Here is a 23,681-nt window from a genome sequence, read left to right as displayed (position 1 = left end):
CTGCTAATTTGATGCTTTCGGTTGTGCATGTTGGAACCTACCGCTGTACTTTAAATTAATCGGGTAGGTGTCTCAAGTTATATTGGCACAGGGGGCGTAGACGACTTGTGTTAGCGGCTCTAAGCAGGCTCAATCCGTTCAGGAAGCGGTAATCACGGTACTGCAGGGCCTGATACGCAAAGGCCATTCGCTGGTCGTGGGAAGCTCGTTCGGCAAGGATTCCACGTGCTGCCTGGTATTGATAATTGTGACGGCACGCTGCGCAGTTGCAGAGGGGATCTTCGTCCGCCACTTCGTAACGACATCGAGCACGGGCGTCAAAAATCCTGCAATGGAAGCCCACGCATTAAGCTGCCAGGATCAGATCCGAGCCTTCTGCGCGGAGTACGGTCTGCAGGTGGAAGTGCATACCGCCTTCCCGTCGCTAGCATCGTCCTTTGTTGTCCCGACCATCGGCCGAGGACGACAAAGAACATGATCACACGAAACTGAACAACTAATGACTGAGCACAACAAATTATCTGAAAGGTAATAAATTTGCAACAATAATAAATGCGCAACAATTCGAGAGATTTCACGAAAAAAATTAAATTAAAATGACAGGTGAGCGGATGTGGACTGCGCGCGGCAGTCACTCGGCTGCTGGATTTAACCTCATAGCGAAGAAAAAAGCGTCTATCAATAACATTATATTGACAGCACGATGAAGGCTAGCTTTATGTTCGGACGAACAGGCGCTGCTAAGTAGTTAGTGCGAAAACGGAGTTAGAAATTAATGGCCGATCGATTTGCAGGTGACTCAGAATGGCCGGGGCGTGCAATTATCCACATGTGAAAGGTTTTATAAGAGTGGTAAAATTTGATATTGATTCGAATAGCTTTCTTGAGAATTATTTTGAGAAAAACATGCTTTTCATGGAATCTGTTATTGATACCGAGTCGTATGATTGGCCTGATTTCGCAAATGATTTTTTTCAATTGAACCCGCGCTTGGTACTGTTCGATTCTTTCATGATGGCCCAGTCCCTCGCCAGGATTTCCAGCGTGGCTCTCAGGTTAATGATGAGTTGATACATAATTTTAATAAGGAAAAAATTGTTGCGTTGATGAATGACGGAGGCTCGATGGTGATAAATCGATTCGACAAATCGAGCAAGCATGTTGCCGAACTTTGTCGCAGTGTCTCAGATTTCATTGGGTACGCAACGGTTGGGAATGCATACGCTACGAAGGGAGGGGGCGGGACTTTCGGAATGCACTTTGATGCGCACTGTGTTTTTGCCTTGCAACTAATCGGATCGAAGCATTGGACTGTCTATCGTCCAACTGTGAATATTCCCATAAGCGCTCATAAGGAGGTAATTAAGGACGTCCCTGCCGGGAGCGAGATTGTCTTCGACGGCGTATTAAATGCGGGCGACGCGCTTTATGTGCCACGTGGGTGGTGGCATAAAGTTAGCCCCATATCGGGAAAATCATCGTTACATGTGGCAACTGGCGTCCACACCCCCAAAATACATGATTATATCAAGTGGGTTTTAGGCAACAAGATGCCGCAAAAAGAGATTTTCCGGCAATCCATGGTATTAAGTGACGTTGAAGATAACGATATTCTGGCGGTATGTGCTCTGCTGGCGCGAGAGTGTGCGGCCAAAGAATCTTTTCGAGAATACATGAGTGCCGTCAAGATATCCATAGGCGAAAAACCTTTCGTGGATTTTAGCGGTATTTTTAAATAAAGGAGAAATTGATGAGAGTATTGGCAGGAAATGCATATGAGTTGGATAACACAGCGATTACGACCTTTGCATGTGACGGAACTGCTGGAGAGGAATCGGTTACCTTTGATTTGCCGGCTGGCTTCCACATGACTAGTAATTTGGAAATAGGGGGAAGCACAACACTTAAGCTCTTTGACTCGTCCGGAACTGAAAGATTAGTTTGGAATTCCGGAACGTTTGTTTCATGCTTCCTCTTTGGAACTGGGGTGGGTGGAATAGTTACCGGGCTATCTGGTAATCCTGTGATTGGGGGCTTAGCTGGGACATTGGCATCTTTGGGTTGTTCCAATTATGTTAACAGGACATACGAAGACGGCGATAGTTTTATGCCTAGTTGCTAGATTTTTATTCTTATGCATAGATATAAAAAGATGAGTTTTTTCACTGTATACGGCTCGATGCTAGCATTGGCGCTCATAGGTTTTTTGCTGGATAGCGATTTTTTTTTCGTGGCGACTATCGGGCTTTGCACTGCTGCGCTTTTTTCAATGTACGGGCAAATGAACGCGGCGGCCAAGCTAAAAATGAGTGCGCCGGCGCAGTCGGCGCAACGTAAGTTCATCATATTTTTATTCTTGTCTTCAATTATAGGTTTTGTAACAGCTTATATTTTTTTCGACAATATAGGTTTTTCAGGATTCATGCTCGGACTTGCTGCGACATGCGCGCAATTTTTAATTTCTCGGGGCAATTGGTAATCTGTCGCTTACCATGACGATAAGTGCTGAATGGAATAATAAGATTTCGGCTACTATTTTAGCGGGTCCGTCAATGCGCTCAAGGTTGACTTAATTATGAAAGATTAACAGATGAGTAATGATAAAAAAGAAGATGGTGTCTCTGGCTACAGTCTCTCTACAAGTATCGCGAATATGCCGAGCCCGAAAAATGGGCGGAGGGAATTTCTTCGGTACTTGTCGATTGGAGCTGGAAGCGCAATCGTAGGTGGAGCTTTTGCTTGCGGTCGAAACGCAGTAGCGGCCGGGCAGGCAATGATAAGCCAGCAGGTCACAAGTGCTACCAATCTTATTACGGATCATTCCTTTTGGAAATCAATTGAGGAATCCTTCGTCCGCTACGGTTCCTTTACCACCTTTAATGTAGATGCTGGAACGATAGCTCCGCAGATCGCTTTAGATAAGCTTCAACGTAAAATATCAAGTAGCAAAGGCAGCTATACCGCACTTATTGAACAGCGTTCGCAAGTTGGTAGCTTACTTGGTGCGTCGGTCGATGATATTGCCCTTGTCAACGGCGCAACTGAAGGTTTCATGCACGCGCTGACTGGACTGTCCTGGCGAAGCGGCGATGTCATTTTCTACACCGATCATGAACACCCTAATATCGTTGCCGGACTAAAATCAATAGAGTTCATTTTCAAAGTCCAATTGGTGAAAATAGTACTGCCAACGTCTCCTGGTATTTCTGCTGAAGAAATTGCTGCATCAGTGGATAAACAGATTCGGCGCTACCGAATGCCTAAGCGTACTCTTGGCGCACTGGTTTGGTCGTCCCCAACTTATCAAACCGGAGTCATGCTCCCAATTCGTCGCATGGCTGAAATCTCACGAAAACACGGGTTGGTGTCATTCTGCGACGCCGCGCATTTAATGGGAATGGCATCAATTGATTTTTCCGAACTGGATATCGATTTCTTGGCGACGTGCGGGCATAAGTGGCAGTGTGGGCCGAGTCTGACAGGGGCAGTAATCCGTAATCCTCGAGCATCTGCTCTCTGGATATCGGCGGCGGATCGCGATATCGCACGGCCTAAGCGAGAGAATTCGAGTTTTGGCAATGAAATAAGTTATACTGTTGCGTCCGCGAATTCGAAGTTTGATTCACTCTTGGCCTCATGCGCTGTATGGGAAGATATAGGGCAGAGCAAAATCGAGGCGTATTCACTAGCCCTTGGCGGTTACCTGAAGTCCGAGATCGTACGGGTTTGGGGCGAAAAGAGTCTCCGCTCCTCGCTTGATGCTGAGTTGCTATCTGGCATCACATCGTTTGATCCGTTTGTTGATTCGCCATTCGCGCTCCAAGGGAATATGTACACCTCGTTTTCTGATCAGCTACGAGACAGATTCGGAATGCAAGTGAAGGTGGTTACACTACCCACCGAAAAAGCCAAGCGTTTCGCGATACGAGTTTCTACACCACTTTGGATTTCGGATGCAGATGTCGATAATTTGATCGAGGCGATGAGGTTACTTTCGAAAGAGTTCCTGGCTGTCCAGTCCCGCCTGGTCATAGACGCGTTTGCCGAATAGCTCAGGCTTGCGCTTCTGCCATTCCTTGAGCGCCTGAATTGGTGGCGTTGAGCCGATAGCTCGCTGCGGAATGTGATGGTTGTAAAGCTTGAGATAGTTGAGCAAGGTGGCCTCCAGATCAGACCCGCTATCGAAGCGGGTCTGCGCGATCAGTTCACTGATCCGGCCATTGAAGCGCTCCACCATACCGTTGGTTTGAGAATGGCGAGGCGGCGCCCGGCGGTGCTCGATCTCCATGCCAGTGCAGGCTTTGTCGAAGGCGTAGTTGTCGCTGGGCTTCTTGTCTTTGGTAGCAGAACGATCGGTAAACTGCGAGCCGTTGTCGGTCAGGATTTTGGCGATCTTGATCGGCGACGCGAGCTTCAAACGGCGCAGGAAATCAACGCTGCTACGTTCAGTCATGTCGCCGTAGATATGCAGGCGAACCCACCGCGTGGCGCGATCGATAGCCACGAACAAATAGCGCCATGAGGTCTCGTCAGGCATCTGCGGCAGGTACATGATATCGACGTGATGGAAGCCTGGCTCAGTCCTTGAAGGTCTTCTTGGCCGTGATTGTTTACCCTTCAGCCTCCATTCGCGCCATGCCCTCGCGTTTGAGCAGTCGTGCCCCGCCTCGGGGCTCTGTCCCGTTTCGTGTGGAACTTGACTTCTAGTACCATATCGGGCACTGCCATTTTGAAGACGAAGAACGCCTGATGAGTATTGCCGTTGAAGCCCTGTTTACAAGCGCGCTGGGCCTGCAAGCGCCGTGGTCGGTGACCAAAGTCGAGCTCGATACTGCCAAGCGGCGGATTGACTTCGAGGTGGCGTGCGACGCGAAGAAGCTGCCGTGTCCGGCCTGCGGCGTGAGCGGGCAAGGAGTCCACGACCGCATCCGCCGCGACAGGCGCCATCTCGATTTCTTCCAGTTCGAGGCATGGTTGCACGCCGAGGTGCCGCGGGTCGATTGCAGCGCCTGCGGCAAGACCTCGCTCGTTGAAGTGCCGTGGGCGCGCCCCGGCAGCGGCTTCACCCTGCTGTTCGAAGCGCTGGCCCTGTCGCTGTGCCAGTCGCTGCCGGTTGCGCAGGCGGCAACACAATTGAGGGTGGCGTCGAAGCGCTTGTGGCGGCGGATCGAACACTACGTCGAGATCGCGCGCGCCCGCGATGTGATGGCAGGGATCAAGGTGGTCGGGATCGATGAAACGAGTGTCAAACGCGGCCACGAATACGTCACCGTCGTGCACGATCTGGAGGCCAAACGCCTGCTGTTCATGACGCCCGGGCGCAAGCACGACACCGTCGCCGACTTCAAGGCCGAGGTGGTGGCGCACGGCGGCGACCCGGACCGGATCGAACACGTCTGCATGGACATGAGCGCGGCGTACACGAAGGGCGTCACCGAAGCGTTGCCGCAGGCCCAGATCAGCTATGACCGCTTTCATGTCATCGCTCTGGCGAACGAGGCGATGGACGCGGTGCGGCGCGAGGAAATGCAGAGCCGGCCGCGCGTAGTGCGCGCGGCGCTGGGAACGGACATCAAGGCCGTCAAGGGCATGGTGTGGAGCATGCGCAAGAATCCTTCCGACTGGAACAAGAACCAAATGAACACGATGTACCACCTGCAGCGTTCGAACCTGCGCAGCGCCCGGGCTTGGCGCCTGAAGCAGGCCCTGCGCGACGTGTATGCGCAGGGTGTGAGCGGCAACTGCGAGGCAACCGCCAAAGCGGCTTTGCAGGGCTGGATCTCCTGGGCCAGGCGCTGCCGGCTTGAGCCGTTCAAAAAGCTCGCCAACACCCTCAAGGGCCGCTTGCCCGGCGTCGTGCGCGGCATGCTTGACGGAAGAAGCAACGCCTACGTCGAAGCCATGAACGGCTTGCTACAGCAAACCAAAACCGCCGCCAGGGGCTTCCGCACCGTCAAGAACTTCGTCGCCATCGCCTACCTGCGCATGTCCAAGCTCCAGCACCTGCCGCAGAATCCCTTGCGTTCCGCCGTATCACGCACACACGGCGCTACCCAATATCGGAACGGGCGTCAAGTTCCATACAAAACGGCATAGAGCCCTTCGGTTTACAGTGCAAGCAGTTGTGTCGTCGCGTGCAAACGGATGTGTCGCCCGTGCAAAAGGATGTGTCGTCCAACGATGCGTCGCGCAACGCGCAGCGCCGGCTTGACGCTGGGCACGCGTGCGTCTATATTAATGACTCAAGAGTAAGTAACTGGATAGACGCATATGGAAGTACCGAATGACACCAAGCCGCGCTGGGAGCGGCGCAAGGATGCCCGTCCGCAGGAGCTGATCGCCGCCGCGCTGGACCTGTTCGTCGAGCGCGGCTTCGCCTCGACCCGGCTGGAGGACGTCGCCAAGCGCGCCGGCGTCTCGAAGGGCACGCTGTACCTGTATTTCGAAAACAAGGAGGACTTGTTCAAGGCGGTGGTGCGGGAGAACATCGTCCAGGTCATCGGCCAGGCCGAGGACAACCTGGCCGCCGCCTCGGACGAGGCCAGCGCCGCGCTGCTGCGTTCGATCCTGATGGCGTGGTGGGAGTACATCGGCGCCACCCGGCTCGCCGGCATCACCAAGTTGATAATGGCCGAGTCTGGCAACTTCCCCGAACTGGCCGCGTTCTACAACGAGGAGGTGGTAACGCGAGGCTGCGCGCTGATCGCCCGGGTGCTCGAGCGCGGCATCGTTTCCGGCGAATTTCGCCCGGTCGATCCGACGTTGATGACCTCGATCCTGAGCGCGCCGGTGATCATGTTGATGATGTGGAAGAACTCGTATTTGCCGTGCGACATGAAGAGCATCGACGCGGAAGCCTATATGGCCGCGTTCATCGACGTCAGTTTGCGCGGCTTGTTGCCCGACGCCGCCGCCGCGGCCCCCGCGCCGTGAGGGCGGCGCGACCGTCTGGTTGCCGTTTTCCTAATGTTCACACCCGCCAAACTGCAGATCGTCGCAAATTGCTGCGATCGGCCGGCTTTGTCATTAACATGTGCTGCAAGTCAGTTCAGCGATAAAATGGCGGATTATTATTTTTCTCACCGAGTCCAAAGATGAACATCGAACAAGCCCGCTTCAATATGATCGAACAGCAGATCCGTCCTTGGGACGTGCTCGACCCGGACGTGCTGGACCTGTTGACGGTCGTCAAGCGCGAAGATTTCGTGCCGGCCGCGTATAAGAACCTGGCGTTCGTCGACACCGACATCCCGCTGCCGGGCGGCGAGGCGATGTTCACGCCGAAGCTGGAGGCGCGCATCCTGCAGGAAGTCGGCTTGAAAAAGCACGAGAACGTGTTGGAAATCGGCACCGGCTCCGGCTATATGGCCGCGTTGCTGGCCTTCAAGGGCCGGCATGTAACGAGCGTCGAGGTGTTGCCCGAGCTGAAGGCGCTGGCGGAAAAAAACTTGGCCGCCAACGGCGTCGGCAATGTCACGGTGGAACTGGGCAACGGCGCGCAGGGCTGGGCCAACGGCGCCCCGTTCGACGTCATCGTCATTTCGGCCAGCGTGCCGGTGCTGCCGGAGACGTTCATGCAGCAGGTGAAGGTGGGCGGGCGCATCCTGGCCATCATCGGCGACGCGCCGGTGATGTCGGCGCACCTGATCACGCGCGTCTCCGACAGCGCCTACGATACCGTCAAGCTGTTCGAGACCAGTGTCAAGCCGCTGGTGTTGGCGACGACGCCGTCGCAGTTCAAGTTTTAAGCGGGCCGCCATGGACTACGTCAGCGCCCCCGAACTCGCCGCCTGGCTGGGTGACGCCGCCCGTCCGCGCCCGTTCCTGTTGGACGTGCGCGAGAACTGGGAATTCGAGACCTGCCGTATCGAGGGTTCGACCCTGATGCCGATGAACACGATTCCTGCCCGTATCGACGATCTCGACGAGGATGCGCACATCGTTTGCATTTGCCACCACGGCGCGCGCAGCATGCAAGTTGCGGCTTTCCTGGAGCGCAACGGTTTTGCCCACGTGAGCAATCTGACCGGCGGCGTGCACGCCTGGGCGGCGCAGGTCGACGCCGCGATGCCCAAGTATTGAGGCCGGAACGCCGCCCGGCCCCGGTCGCGGCGGCGCAATGCCCGGTGGACAAGCCAGAGTTGTAGCTGTGATTCAATAACCTTTTTTGACGACTCCAACGGAGAAATGTAATGCGGAAACCCCTTATCGCCGTGCTGATTGCCAGCGCTTTTGTTTCGCTCTCAGCACAGGCGGCCGACCTCAACCAGGTGTATCAGCAGGCTTTGGCCAACGACGCGCAGTACGCCAGCGCCCGCGCCGCGCTTGCCGCGGGTCGGGAACGGGTTCCGCAGGGGCGCGCCGGCTTGCTGCCGAACGTCGGGCTGAGCGGCAGCCACACCCGTTCGAATGGCGACTTTTCGCCGTTCAACGAAGGTCAGATGCAAGAGGGTTTGTTCGGCGACACCCTGGTCACCGGCAGGAACACCGACAACACCACCAACACCTACAACCTGACGCTGTCGCAGCCGCTGTTCCGCTGGGCCAACTGGCAGCAATACCAGCAAAGCAAGCTGGCGCAGGCCGCCGCCGAAGCCCAGTTCGCGCAGGTGCAGCAGGACTTGATCACCCGCGTGGCGCAGGCGTATTTCGACGTGCTGACGGCGCAGGACAACCTGGGCGCGACCCAGTCGCAGAAAACCGCGACGACCGAGCAACTGGCGTCGGCCAAGCGCAACTTCGAAGTCGGCACCCAGACCATCACCGACACGCACGAGGCGCAGGCGGCGTACGATTTGGTGGTGGCGCAGGAGTTCGCGGCAATTAACGACCTGGACAACAAGCGCGCGGCCTTGCAAACCATCATCGGCGAGGCGCCGGCCGCGCTGGCGCCGATGCGCGCCGGCGTGGGCATCGGCGCGCCGCAGCCGGCCGCCGTGGAGCCGTGGATCGCCTCGGCCGAGGAGCAGAACTATGGCGTCGTCACCGCCCAACTGGCGTTGGAGTCGGCCAAGCGCGACATCGAGCGCAACCGCGCCGGCCACTACCCGACCGTCGACCTGGTGGCCAACGCCAGCCGCAGCAACACCACCGGCACCGGCCGCACCAACAACAACGCCATTGGCGTGCAGTGGAACGTGCCCTTGTTCAGCGGCTTCGCCGTGACCAGCAAGGTGCGCGAATCGATTGCGCTGGAAGACAAGGCGCGCAACGACCTGGAGACGGCGCGCCGCACCGCGTCGCAGGGCGCGCGCCAGGCTTACCTGGGCGTCAACAGCGGCCTGGCGCAGGTGCGGGCGCTGGAGGCGGCCGAGGTGTCGAGCAAGTCGGCGCTGGAGTCGAACAAGCTGGGCTACCAGGTTGGCGTCCGCATCAACATCGACGTCCTGAATGCGCAGAAGCAGCTGTTTGCGACGCAGAAAGACTTGTCGAAGGCGCGCTACGACACCATCATCAACGGCCTGCGCCTGAAGTCGGCCGCCGGCACCTTGAAGCAAGCCGACCTGGCGACCGTCAACAGCTTGCTGCAGCACTAAGCGCAGCGCGGCGGCACCCGAACGGCGGTGCCGCCGATGCACTCGACATGCGTGCGCCGGGTCGGCTCCGTCGGCTTACGCGCTGCGCGCTAAGCCGACCAACCGCTCGCGGTGCGAGTACATTCGTCGCTATTTACAACCCGGCGCCCTGGCCGTCGAACTTGCGCTCGATCAGCTCGATTTTGTAGCCGTCCGGGTCGGTGATGAAGGCGATTACGGTGTTGCCGCCCTTGACCGGGCCGGGTTCGCGCGTGACGTTGCCGCCGTTTGCCTTGGCCGCCGCGCAGGCTTGGTAAATGTCGTCGGCCGAAATCGCCACGTGGCCGTAGGCGCTGCCGATGTCATAGCTGTGCACGCCGTAGTTGTAGGTCAGTTCCAGTTCCGCGTGGTCCGGGTTGGCGCCGTAGCCGACGAAGGCCAGCGTGTACTGGTATTCCGGGTTGTCGCTGGTGCGCAGCAACTTCATGCCAAGCACGGCGGTGTAGAAGTCGATCGAGCGCTGGAGGTCGCCGACCCGTAGCATGGTGTGCAGAATGCGCATCGTAATCCTTGGTGGTGTAGTGGCTGGAGACCAGGATTCTATGCGCTTTGCCGATTCCTTGCCGGGGCCGGCAGCCGGCCGTTTCCGCGTCAGCGCGGTTGCCCATGCAAACCAAGGGCGAAAGCCGGGTCAGACCCCGAGGGTCTGACCCGGTTCGCTGCCGGCGCCTTAGTTTTCCAGGCGGGCGTCGAGCGTGATGTGGGTGTTGAGCAGCTTCGACACGGGGCAGCCCAGCTTGGCGCGCAGCGCCGCCGCTTCGAACGCGGCCTGGTCGGCGCCGGGTATCGTCGCCACCAGGTTCAGGTGCACCTCGGTGATCGCGTAGCCGTCGTCCCCCTTGTCGAGGGTGACGGTGGCGGTGGTCATCAGGCGTTTGGCCGTCATGCCCGCTTCGCCCAGCTGGCCCGACAGCGCCATCGTGAAGCAGGCCGCGTGGGCCGCGCCGATCAGTTCCTCCGGATTGCTGCCGGGACCCTGTTCAAAACGGGTATTGAAGCCGTATTGGACGTTGTCCAGCGCGCCGCTTTCGGTGGAGATACTCCCTTTACCCTCTTTTAGGCCGCCACTCCAGACAGCCGTTCCTGATTTTTTCACGATGTGCTCCTGTTCTTATTAAGAATTCATCATGCGCCGGTTCAACTGCCGCTTCTGTACGATGTCGCACACAAAAAGCCCGACGCGGCCCGCCGTTACCGCGGCGCGGTCGGCGTGACGCGCCAGACGACGTTGCCGACGTCGTCGGCCAGCAGCAGCGCGCCGGCGTGGTCGACCGCCACGCCAACCGGCCGGCCGCGCGCCACGCCGTCGTTGTCGAGGAAGCCGGCGACGAAGTCTTGCGGCGGTCCGGACGGCTGGCCGTCGGCGAACGGGACGAAGATCACCTTGTAGCCGCTGTGCGGCTTGCGGTTCCACGAGCCATGTTGGCCGACGAAGGCGCCGCCCTGGTAGGTGGCCGGAAACAGCTTGCCGTCGTAAAACGCCAGGCCCAGCGACGCCGTGTGCGCGCCCAGCGCGTAGTCCGGCGCAATGGCCCGCGCCACCAAGTCGGGCCGCGGCGGCTTCACGCGGGCGTCGGCGTGCTGGCCGAAATAGCTGTACGGCCAGCCGTAGAAGGCGCCGTCCTTGACCGAGGTCATATAGTCCGGCACCAGGTCGTCGCCCAGCTCGTCGCGCTCGTTGACCGAGGTCCACAGCGCGCCGCCATGCGCTTGCCACGCCATGCCGACCGGGTTGCGCAAGCCGCTGGCGAACACGCGCGCCTTGCCGCTGGCGCGTTCCAGTTGCCAGATCGCGGCGCGGCCGGCCTCGGCCTCGACGCCGCGCTCGCCGACGTTGCTGTTCGACCCGACCGACACGTACAGAAAGGCGCCGTCCGGGCTGGCGACGACGTTTTTGGTCCAGTGGTGGTTGATCGGTCCGCCCGGCAAGTCCATCACCTTCACGCCCGGCGCCTCGATTGCCGTCTGGCCTTCCTGGTAAGGGAAGCGAAGCAACGCGTCGGCGTTGGCGACGTACAAGTCCTGGCCGACCAGCGCCATGCCGAACGGCGAGTTCAAGCCCTGCAGGAACACGGTGCGGGTCTTGGCGACGCCGTTCGCGTCGATGTCGCGCAGCAGCGTGATGCGGTTGGCGCTGCCACCGGCCGCGCCGGCCTTTTTCATCTGGAACTTCATGATGGCGCCCTTGATGCCCTTGGCGTCGTCCGGCTTGGGCGGTGCGTTGGTTTCCGCCACCAGCACGTCGCCGTTCGGCAGCACGTACAGCCAGCGCGGATGCTCCAGGTGGCGCGCGTAGGCGCCGATGGCGAAGCCGGGCGGGACAACCGGCTTGGCGTCGCCCTGCCAGGGCTGGGCGGGTGCGACGTTAATGGTCGGGATCAGCGACTGCCGCGGCGGCGGCAGCGCCGGGTTCGGGCCGAAACCGGGCGGCATCGCCGCGCCGCTCTGGGCGGCGGCGCCGCCGCACAGCGCGCACAGCGCCAGCAGTAGTGGCGCGCATCGGGTTGGGCGGGTGGGCGGCTTTGTCATGGCGGCTCTTTCGACGGGGGCTCAGCGGGCCGGTTTGGGGTGCAGCTTGGGATCGGGTAGCGCTTGCCGCGGTTCGGCCGGGGCCACTTTCTCGACGCCGCGCTGGCCATGCAAGTCGGTGTCGACCAGGCCCCGTTCGAGGTCGCTCGCGGCCTGTTTCATGACGTCGCGCGGCTTGGCGTCGGGCGCGCCGGGCGATTCGTCGCGCTCGTGCGGCAGGCGTTTGCCGGCGTCCTTGTGGACCGGCTGCGTGGTGTTGACCTTGCGGTCTTCGGTGTTGTTCATCGGGCTGCCTTGTTGGTCGGTTGATGAAAGCTGAAACCCGATATTAGCGAAATGACTCCACCGCAGTCGCGCAATTGGTTTTTTGCCTGCGGCGTCGCTGCGGCGGCGCAAACCTGGGGCGTCGTTCCGGGGGCAGACCCCGAGGCGCTGGCCCCGGCTCGGCCGCGCCGTTGGGCATGGCTAAAAAAATCCCGCCCGCAGCGGCCACTTTTGCCATACTCTGCTTGCTCCCGCCATTTTTTTGCAGGAGTCGTTGCGCGCCACTTGCAGCCGGGCGCCGTCCGCCATATACTGTGTATATATACAGTATGTTGATGCGTAGACGCGCTTGCGCGCGGTCGCCGTCCCCGACAGGGGCGGCGCCGGTGGTGCGGAATTCGGCTTTTAGCTTTAGCAAGGTTGCATGATATGCTACTTTATCTAAATATTTCCACCAGCAATCATTTTTGAGATCCCTATGCCCGTCACGCCTGCCAAGTACAACACCATCGCGCTGGTCGTGCGCCAGCATACCGACGGCATCGAGGAGTCGGTGCAGACGCTGATCGACTTCCTGCGCGGCCTCGGCCAGCGCGTCGTGTTCGAGGCCGAGACCGCGGCCCACCTGTCCTTCCCGGGCGTGGCGGCGATGAGCGCGGCCGAAATCGGCGGCGCCGCCGATGCCGCCATCGTCATGGGCGGCGACGGCACCATGCTGGGCATGGCGCGCCAGTTGGCGCCGTACGGCGTGCCGCTGATCGGCATCAACCAGGGCCGGCTCGGCTTCATGACCGACATTCCGCTCGACCGCATGCTGCCGGTGCTGGCCGACATTCTGAACGGCAAGTACAAGGCCGAGCGCCGCACCCTGCTCGAAGGCAGCGTGCTGCGCGACGGCGTGGTGATCCACACCGGCATGGCGGTCAACGACGTCGTCGTCGCGCGCGGCGCCGGCGCCGGCATGGCCGAGCTGCGCGTCGACGTCGACGGCCACTTCATGTACAACCAGCGCTCGGACGGGCTGATCATCTCCACGCCGACCGGCTCGACCGCCTACGCGCTGTCGGCCGGCGGGCCGCTGCTACACCCCAGCCTGGGCGGTATCGTCATGGTGCCGATCGCCCCGCACGCGCTGTCGAACCGGCCCATCGTGCTGCCCGACACCAGCCGCATCGAGGTGCAGGTGGTGCGCGGGCGCGACATCAGCGTCAACTTCGACATGCAAACCTTCGCCAGCCTGGTGCAGAACGACCGCATCGTCATTACCCGCTCGCCGCACGCCATTACCTTCCTGCACCCGCAAGGCTGGAGCTACTACGACACGCTGCGCGAAAAGCTGCACTGGAACGAGTACCCGTCGGGCGAGGGCAAGCTGCACTAGCCCGTCCCCACCCATTTACCCCTTATAAAGAGCCCAAGCCGCCCATGCTCCGCACATTGTCTATCCGCGATTTCGTCATTGTCGATTCGATTGAACTGGAATTTTCCGCCGGCTTTAGCGTGCTGACAGGGGAGACCGGCGCCGGCAAGTCGATCCTGATCGACGCGCTGACGCTGGCGCTGGGCGGGCGCGGCGACGCCAGCGTGGTGCGCGAAGGCGCCGCCAAGGCCGACATCACGGCCGACTTCGGCGTCGGCGCCCAGGCCCAGGCCTGGCTTGCGGCCAACGAGTTCGCCAGCGACGAGGGCGGCGCGCTGCTGCGCCGGGTGATCGACAACGCCGGGCGCAGCAAGGCCTACATCAACGGCATCGCGGCGACGGCGGCGCAGTTGCGCGAGTTGGGCGACATGCTGGTCGACATCCACGGCCAGCACGCCCACCAGTCGCTGCTGAAAAGCGAGGCGCAGCGCGCGCTGCTCGACGCCCAGGCCGTCAGCCGCGAGGGCGGCGCCGAGGCCGGCGTGCGCGCGGTCGCCGGCCTGTACAAGAACTGGCGCGCGCTGGTGCGCCAGCGCGAGGAGTTCGAAACCAACGCCGCCAACGTGCTGTACGAGCGCGAGCGGCTGGAATGGCAGGTCGGCGAGCTGGAAAAGCTCGGCGCCAAGCCGGGCGAGTGGACCGAGATTACCAACGAGCACAGCCGCCTGTCGCACGCCGCCAGCCTGCTCGAGGGCGCGCAGGACACGCTGGCCGTCATTTCCGAGCAGGAAGACCAACCGATCCTGTCGCAACTGTCGCTGCTGAACCAGAAGTTGGGCAAGCTGGTGTCGGTCGACGCCGGCCTGCAACCGGTGATCGACCTGATCGAATCGGCGCGCATCCAGTTGCAGGAATCGGTGTACGCGCTGAACGACTACCTGGACCGGGTCGAACTCGACCCGGAGCGCCTGCGCCGGCTCGACGCGCGCATGGAAGCGATCCACGGCATGGCGCGCAAGTTCCGCGTCACGCCGGAGGAGCTGCCCGACGAGCACGCCAAACTGTCGTCGAAGTTGCAGCAACTGGCCGAGGCCAGCGACATCGAGGGCTTGCGCCGGCAAGAGGAACAAATCATGGCGCTGTACCTGGAGCAGGCCGGTAAGCTGTCGCTGACGCGGCGCGTCGCCGCGCTGGAGCTGGGCGGCGCCGTCACCCGCGCGATGCAGGAGTTGAGCATGGGCGGCGGCAGCTTCGAGGTGGCGCTGAACCCGTGCGAGCCGAGCAGCAGCGGCCTGGAGCAGGTGGAATTCCTCGTCGCCGGCCACGCCGGCACGGCGCCGCGGCCGCTGGCGAAGGTGGCCTCGGGCGGCGAACTGGCGCGCATCGCGCTGGCCATTTCCGTTATCACCTCGAACGCGACGACCACCCCGACCTTGATCTTCGACGAAGTCGACAGCGGCATCGGCGGCGCCGTGGCCGAAGTGGTCGGGCGCCTGCTGAAACGCCTGGGGCGGGAGCGCCAGGTGCTGTGCGTGACGCATTTGCCGCAAGTGGCCAGCCAGGCCAACCAGCACTTCCAGGTGGCGAAAAGCACTTTGGCGAGCGGCAAGACGGCCTCGCGCATCGACATCCTCGACGCCAAGGCGCGGGTGGAGGAGGTGGCGCGCATGCTGGGCGGGTTGGAGATCACCGCCACCACGCGCAAGCACGCGCGCGAACTGCTGGCCTCCTGAGCTTAAGTTGGCGGCCGTAGCCAAGTAACTTGAGGGCCCTACAGCCAGACCCGGCTTTACACCCAGCATTCGACGATGACGGCGTCGTCGCCGGGGGCGCGTTCCAGGCAGTTGGGCACGTGCGGCATGGCGTTGATGACGTTTCGCCGGATCAGCGTCAGCGAGGTCGCCGTCAATACCGTCTCGGTGGCCGTCGACGCGCCGTCGTACAAAAATTTGCGCGCCACGAAACAGTGCGGATAGTCGGCCGGATGGTCGTAAATGATCCAGATCGGCACGCGGCCGTCGACGGCGGCGGCGCCGGCGGCGGCGGCGGCGCGCTCGGCGCCGTCAATGCGCTCGCCCACATCGGCGGCGTCGACAACGCCAGCCGTTTCAGCGCTTTCATTGACCTCGCAGCGGCGGCCCACCATGGCGCGCAGCGCGGCCGCCGCGGCGGCGTCGGCGCTGGCTATATTCATCGCCAGCGTCGTGCTCACGCGCGCGTGGCCGGCAACGGCCTCGTTCCAGCACTGGTAGCGCTGCGAGTCGGCGCGCTCGCCGTCGGCAAACCATACCGTCGTCTCAAACAGCATCGGCTCGCCCTCGCCGAAAGCGCGGTGCTGGTCGATGCCGAGGAAAACGGTGCTGACCAGGTAGCGCTCGGTTTCATCGCGGGCCACGCGGTGCGCCGCCGGCTCCTGCCCCATCCAGCGCGCCCAGCGTGCCACGTCGGCGCAGGGGAGCGGCACCTTGTTTTCATCCAGAATGTATCCCTGAATCATAAACCCACCCTGCGCGCCCGGGCTTCGTATTGATTAAGTGTAATTGTCATGGTCGCCCAGGTTCGCAGTGAAAAATCGATCGGGCCGCCTAGTCGCCCGCCACTCCTAAAAAGCATCCCCGGCGGCCGGCCGCCGCAGCTGAATGCCGCCTCATTGCCGCCCACAGGCGCGGCCCTTCTAGTGCTTTACAGATGAATAATTCAAGAACATTTATTTTTAAGTATCATTGCTATAGACATATTGATTTGCATCAATAAGTTGCTGTTTAGACGTACAAATATTGCCAGATGCTGGCATTGTTCGTGCTCGCAAAATGTAGCTTTTTAGAATTTAAAACGTGGAGGGCGTGCGGTGAGTGTAGAAACAAAAGCGGTGATCAGAGTACTACTGGCCGACGACCATCCGATCGTCATGTCGGGGTTTGCGGTGGCGCTGGCCAGTTTTGGCATCGAGGTGGTGGGGCAGGTCAAAACGCCGCGCGAAGCCATTTGCAAGTATACCGAATTACTGCCGGACGTGCTGATGCTGGACATTCGCTTCGGCGACGGCGCCACCGGGATCGACGCCGCCAAGGAGGTGCTCAAAGCGCATCCGGGCGCCAGGATCATTTTCCTCAGCCAGTTCGACCAGGATAGCCTGATCAAGGAAAGCTACAAGATCGGCGCGCGCGCCTTCCTCACCAAGGACTGCGATCCTGCCGACCTGGCCAACGCGGTGACGCGCGCGCATGAAGGCGGCCTGTATTTCTTGCCCTTGATCGCCGAGCGTTTGGCCAATCTGTCGGTACGCGGCGATTATTCGCCGCAGTCGCTGCTCGACGAACGCGAGTTCGACGTCTTCATCCTGATGGCCAAGGGCATGACCAATCTCGAAATGGCGGAGCAACTCAAACTGTCGCCGAAGACCATCAGCAACCTCAGCCAGGCGGTCAAAGAGGCGCTGGGCATGACGCGCATGGCCGACATCGCCCGCCTGGCGATCAAACACGAACTACTCACGCCCTGAATGCCGCCTTCCGCTTCGCCGCGGAAGGCGGCGACAGCTTTTGCCCACCCGATCCCTTCTCTATAAAGTCCGCAATGAAAAATAATCTCAGCTTGGTTTGCGCGCTGGTCTTTGCCGCGAGTTCCTGCACCGCCGCGCACGCCGCCGCCGACAAGTCCGGCCCGGGCGAATGCCTGGACGGGCGGCGCACCGACTTCAGCGACGTGCTGGCCTGCTACCGCAAGGAACAGGCCAACCTGCCGCTGCAGTACAGCCACTCGGGCAGCAGCGTCACCGAGGGCGTCGAGAAACGCGCGTACAAGCTGGAGTCGCAGAACTGGACGCCCGGTTTTGTTGTCACCCCGGCGAGATGGTCGCATGAGGTGGAAATTTTCATCCCGGAAAACGCGCTGTCGCAGCGCGCGCTGCTGGTCATCAATAACGGCGTCAACGCCGGGGAAAGCGTTCCCGGCCAGGCGCCGACCGACTTTCCCGAGCAAGTCTTGCGCTCGGTCGCGCAAAAAACCCGCACCATCGTCATTTCCGTCAGCAATGTGCCGAATCAATACCTGACGTATGAAAACGATACCCGCGGCAGACGGGAGGACGACAGCGTCGCCCACAGCTGGAAACTATTCCTGGACGCCCCGGAAGCGCGCCCCTACGCCTCGCTGCACGTGCCGATGATGGCGGCCGCCGTAAAAACCATGGACCTGGCGGAAATCGAGCTGCGCCGCTGGGGCGTGCGCCGCTTCATCGCGGCGGGCACCTCGAAGCGCGGCTGGGCCGCCTGGCACACGGCGATCGTCGACCGCCGCGTCGACGCCATCGTGCCGTTCGTGTTCGACGGCCTGAACACGAAGAGGATGCTGGAACACACCTTCAAGGTGTATGGCGGCCATTGGCCGCTGGCGCTGACCCCGTATGTCAACGAAGGGATCATGGAGCGCCTGCAGACGAAAGAGTTCCGCAAGCTGATGGATATCGAAGATCCCTTGCGCTATTTGAACACGTCCTACGCGCACCGTCTTGCCATACCAAAATACATCGTCAACGCCAGCGGCGACGATTTCTTCACGCCCGACAACGCCAGGCTGTATTTCGATAAGCTTCCAGGCGTCAAGACCTTGCGCGTGGCGCCGAACAGCAACCACTACGGCATCAAGGGCTTTACCGAGGATTCGCTGGTGCCCTTCACCAACCGTCTGCAGCACGCCGTCAGGATGCCCAAGCTGCTCGCCGAAGTCGACCACGAGGATGGCGCCAGCATCCTGAACGTGCGCTTTTCCGAAGCGCCGGTGCGGCTGGTGAAGTGGGTCGCGCACAATCCGCTGTCGCGCGATTTCCGCTATGCCTGCGGCATCCGCTATGTCGCCAGCAGCATCGAGATGGAGCAGGACGAACGCGAACTGCGCACGCCGATCGACAAACCGGCGCAAGGTTGGGGCGCGACCTTCGTCGAAGCGCATTTCGCCGACGGCTTCACGGCCAGCACGCCGGTCTACATTTCCCCGGAAAAAGCCTACCCGGATAGCGCCCCGCCAAGCCCGGGGGCCGGTTGCGACATCCTGCCGTAACGGCCGGGGGGGGGGGGGGGGGGGGGCTGGCGGGGGGGGGGGGGGGGGGGGCCCCCCCCTCCGGTCGTTCCTTGCTGTTCATCTCCATCTGTTTCCCCCCTCCCCTCCCACCCCCTGACATCCCCCTCCACAACCCCACCCCCCCTTCGAGACTGGGGGGCCCCGCCCCCCCCCCCCCCCCCCCCCCCCCTCTCTCCCCCCCCCCCCCCCCCCCCCCCCCGCCGCGGCCCGCCATCCCCCTTCCTCCAACCGGCCATCGGCTGGTACCCTGGACTGCTACTAATATGCCATTTTCCCTGCGAACCGCAGTATTGATCGCCGCGCCGGCGGCGCTGGCCGCCGCGTGGCCCTGCGCCGCCCTGGCCGCGGAAGCGGATATCGGCAGCGACATTCCAATGGTGCTGACGCCGACGCGCCTGCGCCAGTCGCTGGTCGACGTGCCGGGCAGCGTCACCATCATCACCGCCGACATGCTGAAAAAATTCGGCATTCGCAGCATCCCCGACGCGCTCCGGCTGGTGCCGGGAATGGCGGTGACGCGGGTCACCGGCAGCGACTACCGCATCAACTACCACGGCACCAACATCCTCGTTCCCAGGCGCATGAACGTGCTGGTCGACGGCATGTCCGTGTACGGCCTGCGCATCGCGCTGGTCGACTGGAACGCGCTGCCGGTGGTGCTGGAGGACATCGAGAAAATCGAAGTGATCCGCGGCCCCAACAGCGCGTCCTACGGGGCCAATTCCATGTTGGCGATCGTAAACATCATCACCAAGCATCCGAGCGAGGCCGACGGCGCGCTGCTGCGCGCCAACGGCGGCACGCTGCAGGAATTCGGCGCCATGGCGCGCTACGGCGGCAGGCTCGGCGAGCGCACCGCCTACCGGGTGACGGCGGAGCACCTGGGCGACAAGGGCTTCGATTATGCGTCGACGATGCGCGCCGGCCACGACACCAGCCGCCTGGCGCGCCTGAACCTGCGCGCGCTGACCACCCTCTCGGACGATGAAACGCTCGACCTGCAAGCGTCCGTGGTGCAGGGCGTCAACCAGATGGAATTCGTCGACGCCAGCCAGATACGCTTCCCGGACATTCGGGTGCGCGACTATTCCGTCAGCGCGACATGGAAAAACAACCTGACCGATCACCACGCGGTGCAGGTGCAAGCGTACGTGACGAAACAAAGCCGGGGCCAGGCCTGGCGCAGCTGCGTGCCCAGCGTGGCGCTGCTGCCGGAGCTGTACCGGTTGAGCCGCGCCAATCCGGTGTATGCGAACGAGGTGCTGGCGGGGCGCGTCGCGCCGTCCGGCAACGCCGCCGAGGATAGCTTGGCGGCGGCCGCGCGCGCGGCCATCCGCGCGCTGGGCGCGCAGGCGCGCGAAAAAATCTGCGTCGACAGCAACCAGGACTTGTCCGAGGTGCGCTCCGACGTCGAATTCCAGGACATCGCGATTGTTTCCAGCGCCTTGAGGATGGTCAATGGCGTCGGCGTGCGCCGCGACAACGCGGTGTCCGACACCTATCTCGCCGGCAGGGTCGACAACACCACCTGGCGCGCCTTCTCCAACGTCGAATACAAGCCGGGCGCCGCCCTGAACGTCAACGCCGGCGGCTTCCTGGAGAAGAACACGTTAACCGGCTCGGCGTTTTCCCCGCGCATCGCGCTGAACGTCCACCTCGACGCCCACAGCAGCATGCGCTTCGTGCTGTCGAGGGCGGTGCGCATGCCCGACATGCTGGAGCAGCGCGCCGACTGGAGCTACCCGGCGAGCAACTTCAGCGCGCCGCTGAACGGCGCCGTCACGGGCCGCTTCTACCGCAACGCCATCTCGCCGGCCAAGCTGAGCGGCGAAAAGATCGTCTCGAAGGAAATCGGCTACCTGGGCAATTTTCCGCACTACGGCGTGCTGGTCGACGCCAAGCTGTTCGACGACAAGCTGACCGGCTTGATTTCCGAAAAGCTACAGAGCGCCTCGTTTCTGCCGACCAACGACAACTCGGCCAGGCTCAGCGGCCTGGAGATGCAATTGAACTATGTCCCCGCCGACAACTGGAGCATGTTTGCCGCCTATTCCTACCTCAACAACCACGCCTCGACCGTGTATGAACGAACCCAGTACGCCCGCCACAGCGGCGCCGTCGGCCTGGCCCGCACGCTGCGCGGCGGCTGGCGCTACGCGCTGGGATACTACGGCTATGGCGAGCGCACGCAGGGGCAGACGCCCTACGGCCGCACCGACCTGGTCTTGTCAAAATCCTTCCGGATCGAAAAAGACACCACCGTCACGCCGTCCCTCTCGGTATCGCGCCTGCGCCATCGCGGCGCCGCCTACTTCGACGACATCGGCAAAATCCGCGAAAGCCGTTACGACGACGGCATGCAATACGTCTTTTCGCTGACGGTCGGTTTTTGAATGCCGATCCGTCTACGCCGCCTATATAAAAGCGCCGCGCGGGGCGCAGCGGCGCTAGGCGGCATCGTGCTGGCGCTGGCGCCGCTCTGCGGCGGCGCCGCCGGGGCCGCCGCGCCGCACAACCACGCCGTCCACATTGCCGTGTCGGACGACAGCGAGAGCACCCGCGGCATCGTTGCCGCGTTGAGCAAGGCCATGCCGGCGGCGCAGGTGTCGACGGACGCCGGCAAACGCCAGGCGAAAAGCGGCGCCATCTACATCGCGGTCGGACCGGCGGCCTTGCGCGCGCTGCTGCAGCAAAACGTCGACGGCGTCATCATCGCCGTGTACACCTCCGGCCTGGCCTACCGCGGCATTCTCGACGCCGCGCCCGGGCCGCGCGCCGCCGCCGTCACGGCGATCTACGCCGAGCCGTCGCCGGCGCTGCAGTTGCGGCTCATCACGCTGCTGTATAAACAAGCGGTGACGGTGGCGGTCATTTTGAGCGACAAGACCAGCTACCTGGAACCGCTGCTGCAGCGCGCCGCCGTCCAGGCCGGCAGCACGCTGCGCATCGAGCACTTCGCCGCCGGAAGCAAGCTGAACCGTGTGCTGAACCGCATCGCCGACGTGCCGACCCTGCTGGTGATGCCCGACGGCGCCCTCTACAACCCCGAGAATATCCGCAACATCCTGATGACCAGCTATCGCCACAACCAGTCCGTGATCGGTTTTTCGGCGGGCCTGGTCAAGGCCGGCGCGCTCGCCTCGATCTATTCCGACAACGACGACATCCACGCCCAGATCGAAGAGCTGATCGGCGAAGTCGACGGCACCGGAAAAGTGCCCGAGCCGCAGTACGCGAAATATTACAGCGTCATCGTCAACGACGACGTGGCCGAGTCGCTGAACCTGGTGGTCAACGAGAAGGCCCGGCGCCTGTCGCGCAAACCGCCGGCGCGGCAGCCATGAGGCCCGTCGGCTGGAAAAACTGGGGCATCGGCGCGCGCCTGGTCCTGATCACGATTTTGCCGGTCGTCATGATGTTCCTGACGGTCGTGCTGTGCTCCTACCAGGCGCGCCTGTCGGAGGTGGCCGAGGAACTCGACGAGCGCGGCCGCGTGATCGCCACGGCCCTGGCCGACAGCGCCGAATACGGCGTGGTGTCCGGCAACGCCGGCGATCTGCGGCGCATCGTCAACGGCCTGGTCAAGGCCGACAGCGATATTTACCGGATCGAGATCCTCAACGCGCAACGCAGCGCGCGCCTGCACCTGGCCACCAATGTGCGCCGCGCGGCCGGCGACGTGGTGTGCGAGGCGCCCATCAACAAGCAGACCCTGGCCATCAGCGACTATTCGGACGGCGGCCCGCACGTGTCCGGCATTGCCGAAGGCCCGCCGAAGGTGGTGCGCGCCGACGTCATCGGCTATGTGCGGGTCACGATGTCGCCGTCCAGCCTGCAGGCCAGGCAGCGCCACCGTCTCGTCGTCGAATCCATCATCACCCTGTGCGTGCTGGTGGCAACGGTCGGCTTCGCGCTGTATCTGCGGCGCATACTCAGCAGGCCGCTGGCGTCCACCATTTGCGCCGTGCGCGCCATCATGGCCGGCCACTACCAGGTGCAGGTGCGGGTGACGACGGGCGGCGAAATCGGCGATTTGCAAGCGTCGATCAACGCCATGGCGGTCGGCTTGAGCCAGTCGAAGCAGAACCTGGAAAACAAGGTGCAGGCGCGGACCCGCGACCTGTTGAAGTCGCGCAACGAAGCCTTGAAATCGGACGCCGAAAAACGCAAGCTGATCCAAAAAGTCAATTCCGCCGTCGAGGACGAGCGCAAGAGCATCGCCATTGAAATCCACGACGAGCTCAACGCCACGCTGATCGCCGCGCGCCTGAACTCGCAGCGCATCCTCGCGCTGGCGACGGCCGCCGACAACAGCCCGGCCGTCGAGGAAATCAAGGAGCGGGCGCAGTCCACCATCGAGTTGACGTCGAACCTGTACGCCAGCGCGCGCAACATCGTCAGGCGGCTGCGCCCGGAGGTGCTCGACATGCTCGGCCTGGACGGCGCGGTCGAGGAAATGGTCAACAATTACGGCCGCGCCGGCGTCGGCCAGTTCAACTTCCAGTGCGTCGGCGACGTCAGCCGGCTCGACGGTTCGCTGGCCATCGCCGCCTACCGGCTGGTCCAGGAGGCGTTGTCGAATGTCGTCAAGCACGCGCGGGCGAGCAAGACCACGGTAACGCTGTTCTTGATCGAGGAAGACGACAACCTGCAAATTACCATCGCCGACAACGGCGCCGGCTTCGACGCCGGCGCCGCCAGCCAGGGCATCGGACTGATCGGCATGCGCGAGCGCGTGGTGGGCGTCGACGGGTGCATCGACATCGCCTCCGTCGTGGGGCGGGGCACCGAAATCACGCTGACGTTGCCGCTGCGCACGGAAGACGCCGCCGCCGCGTCTTTGCCGGACGGGCCGCCGCATTCCTATCTATAAT

At 62.0% G+C, this 23,681-nt stretch carries 20 protein-coding genes and 1 pseudogene; 15 read left to right on the top strand and 6 right to left on the bottom strand.

Going from position 1 to position 23,681, the window contains the following annotated elements:
* The first annotated feature begins 1,106 nt into the window (after positions 1–1,106).
* The 3 genes from ACFDR9_RS04735 to ACFDR9_RS04725 all read left to right on the top strand — a co-directional run bounded on the left by ACFDR9_RS04735 (position 1,107) and on the right by ACFDR9_RS04725 (position 4,051).
* Positions 1,107–1,739 carry a JmjC domain-containing protein gene (locus ACFDR9_RS04735; RefSeq protein ID WP_409030249.1) on the top strand — a complete coding sequence of 211 codons (633 nt, stop codon included), beginning with the start codon at positions 1,107–1,109 and terminating at the stop codon, positions 1,737–1,739.
* 413 nt (positions 1,740–2,152) lie between these two features.
* The gene (locus ACFDR9_RS04730; RefSeq protein ID WP_409030248.1) at positions 2,153–2,479 is read left to right on the top strand and encodes a hypothetical protein; all 327 of its coding nucleotides are present in this window, start codon (positions 2,153–2,155) and stop codon (positions 2,477–2,479) included.
* A gap of 111 nt (positions 2,480–2,590) precedes the next feature.
* Positions 2,591–4,051 (top strand): aminotransferase class V-fold PLP-dependent enzyme, encoded by a 1,461-nt coding sequence (locus ACFDR9_RS04725; RefSeq protein WP_409030247.1) that lies wholly within the window; start codon positions 2,591–2,593, stop codon positions 4,049–4,051.
* Here the strand turns inward: ACFDR9_RS04725 and ACFDR9_RS04720 are convergent.
* Positions 3,989–4,598: pseudogene (locus ACFDR9_RS04720) on the bottom strand (DDE-type integrase/transposase/recombinase); the annotation flags it as partial. The gene ACFDR9_RS04725 and the pseudogene ACFDR9_RS04720 sit on opposite strands and share 63 nt — an antisense overlap.
* Positions 4,599–4,749: 151 nt before the next feature.
* On the opposite strand from ACFDR9_RS04720, the gene ACFDR9_RS04715 reads away from it, so the two are divergent.
* The 5 genes from ACFDR9_RS04715 to ACFDR9_RS04695 all read left to right on the top strand — a co-directional run bounded on the left by ACFDR9_RS04715 (position 4,750) and on the right by ACFDR9_RS04695 (position 9,536).
* Entirely contained in the window at positions 4,750–6,096 is a 1,347-nt protein-coding gene (locus tag ACFDR9_RS04715; RefSeq protein ID WP_409030246.1) for an ISL3 family transposase, read from the top strand.
* Positions 6,097–6,270: 174 nt separating this feature from the next.
* Positions 6,271–6,933, top strand: coding sequence for a TetR/AcrR family transcriptional regulator (locus tag ACFDR9_RS04710; protein WP_409030245.1), 663 nt, complete (start codon positions 6,271–6,273; stop codon positions 6,931–6,933).
* 161 nt (positions 6,934–7,094) lie between these two features.
* Entirely contained in the window at positions 7,095–7,748 is a 654-nt protein-coding gene (locus ACFDR9_RS04705; protein WP_017879436.1) for a protein-L-isoaspartate O-methyltransferase, read from the top strand.
* A 10-nt stretch (positions 7,749–7,758) separates the two neighbouring features.
* A complete protein-coding gene (locus tag ACFDR9_RS04700; protein ID WP_409030244.1) occupies positions 7,759–8,082 on the top strand; it encodes a rhodanese-like domain-containing protein in 324 nt (107 codons plus the stop codon).
* 110 nt (positions 8,083–8,192) lie between these two features.
* Positions 8,193–9,536 carry a TolC family outer membrane protein gene (locus ACFDR9_RS04695; RefSeq protein WP_409030243.1) on the top strand — a complete coding sequence of 448 codons (1,344 nt, stop codon included), beginning with the start codon at positions 8,193–8,195 and terminating at the stop codon, positions 9,534–9,536.
* Between the two features lie 133 nt (positions 9,537–9,669).
* Here ACFDR9_RS04695 and gloA read toward each other — a convergent pair whose 3' ends face one another.
* The 4 genes from gloA to ACFDR9_RS04675 form a co-directional block, all read right to left on the bottom strand.
* Positions 9,670–10,077 (bottom strand): lactoylglutathione lyase, encoded by a 408-nt coding sequence (gene gloA, locus ACFDR9_RS04690; RefSeq protein WP_409030242.1) that lies wholly within the window; start codon positions 10,075–10,077, stop codon positions 9,670–9,672.
* A gap of 168 nt (positions 10,078–10,245) precedes the next feature.
* Positions 10,246–10,671, bottom strand: a complete 426-nt coding sequence (locus ACFDR9_RS04685; RefSeq protein WP_017879432.1) for an OsmC family protein — start codon at positions 10,669–10,671, stop codon at positions 10,246–10,248.
* Between the two features lie 95 nt (positions 10,672–10,766).
* Positions 10,767–12,104, bottom strand: coding sequence for a PQQ-dependent sugar dehydrogenase (locus ACFDR9_RS04680; RefSeq protein ID WP_409030241.1), 1,338 nt, complete (start codon positions 12,102–12,104; stop codon positions 10,767–10,769).
* Between the two features lie 21 nt (positions 12,105–12,125).
* Entirely contained in the window at positions 12,126–12,389 is a 264-nt protein-coding gene (locus tag ACFDR9_RS04675; protein WP_409030240.1) for a hypothetical protein, read from the bottom strand.
* Positions 12,390–12,846: 457 nt separating this feature from the next.
* On the opposite strand from ACFDR9_RS04675, the gene ACFDR9_RS04670 reads away from it, so the two are divergent.
* Together ACFDR9_RS04670 and recN are read left to right on the top strand one after the other, a co-directional pair.
* Positions 12,847–13,749 carry an NAD kinase gene (locus ACFDR9_RS04670; RefSeq protein ID WP_017879429.1) on the top strand — a complete coding sequence of 301 codons (903 nt, stop codon included), beginning with the start codon at positions 12,847–12,849 and terminating at the stop codon, positions 13,747–13,749.
* Positions 13,750–13,793: 44 nt separating this feature from the next.
* The gene (recN, locus tag ACFDR9_RS04665) at positions 13,794–15,461 is read left to right on the top strand and encodes a DNA repair protein RecN (RefSeq protein ID WP_409030239.1); all 1,668 of its coding nucleotides are present in this window, start codon (positions 13,794–13,796) and stop codon (positions 15,459–15,461) included.
* A 56-nt stretch (positions 15,462–15,517) separates the two neighbouring features.
* Here the strand turns inward: recN and ACFDR9_RS04660 are convergent, their stop codons facing one another.
* The gene (locus tag ACFDR9_RS04660) at positions 15,518–16,225 is read right to left on the bottom strand and encodes a hypothetical protein (protein WP_409030238.1); all 708 of its coding nucleotides are present in this window, start codon (positions 16,223–16,225) and stop codon (positions 15,518–15,520) included.
* Between the two features lie 372 nt (positions 16,226–16,597).
* On the opposite strand from ACFDR9_RS04660, the gene ACFDR9_RS04655 reads away from it, so the two are divergent.
* The 5 genes from ACFDR9_RS04655 (at position 16,598) to ACFDR9_RS04635 (ending at position 23,680) form a co-directional block, all read left to right on the top strand.
* Positions 16,598–17,230 carry a response regulator transcription factor gene (locus ACFDR9_RS04655; protein WP_232429819.1) on the top strand — a complete coding sequence of 211 codons (633 nt, stop codon included), beginning with the start codon at positions 16,598–16,600 and terminating at the stop codon, positions 17,228–17,230.
* 74 nt (positions 17,231–17,304) lie between these two features.
* Positions 17,305–18,786, top strand: a complete 1,482-nt coding sequence (locus tag ACFDR9_RS04650) for a PhoPQ-activated pathogenicity-related family protein (RefSeq protein WP_017879425.1) — start codon at positions 17,305–17,307, stop codon at positions 18,784–18,786.
* Positions 18,768–21,200, top strand: a complete 2,433-nt coding sequence (locus tag ACFDR9_RS04645) for a TonB-dependent receptor plug domain-containing protein (protein ID WP_409030237.1) — start codon at positions 18,768–18,770, stop codon at positions 21,198–21,200. Before ACFDR9_RS04650 ends, ACFDR9_RS04645 begins: the two co-directional genes overlap by 19 nt.
* A complete protein-coding gene (locus ACFDR9_RS04640) occupies positions 21,201–22,151 on the top strand; it encodes a hypothetical protein (protein WP_017879423.1) in 951 nt (316 codons plus the stop codon).
* Positions 22,148–23,680 (top strand): ATP-binding protein, encoded by a 1,533-nt coding sequence (locus ACFDR9_RS04635; RefSeq protein ID WP_409030236.1) that lies wholly within the window; start codon positions 22,148–22,150, stop codon positions 23,678–23,680. Before ACFDR9_RS04640 ends, ACFDR9_RS04635 begins: the two co-directional genes overlap by 4 nt.
* The last annotated feature ends 1 nt before the right edge of the window (position 23,681 follow it).

Origin of the sequence: Janthinobacterium sp. CG_23.3 (genome assembly GCF_046115965.1) — a bacterium.
Lineage (GTDB): Bacteria > Pseudomonadota > Gammaproteobacteria > Burkholderiales > Burkholderiaceae_D > Janthinobacterium.
The sequence above is the reverse complement of the archived record's forward strand: the minus strand, read 5'-3'. Positions and strand labels throughout refer to the sequence as shown.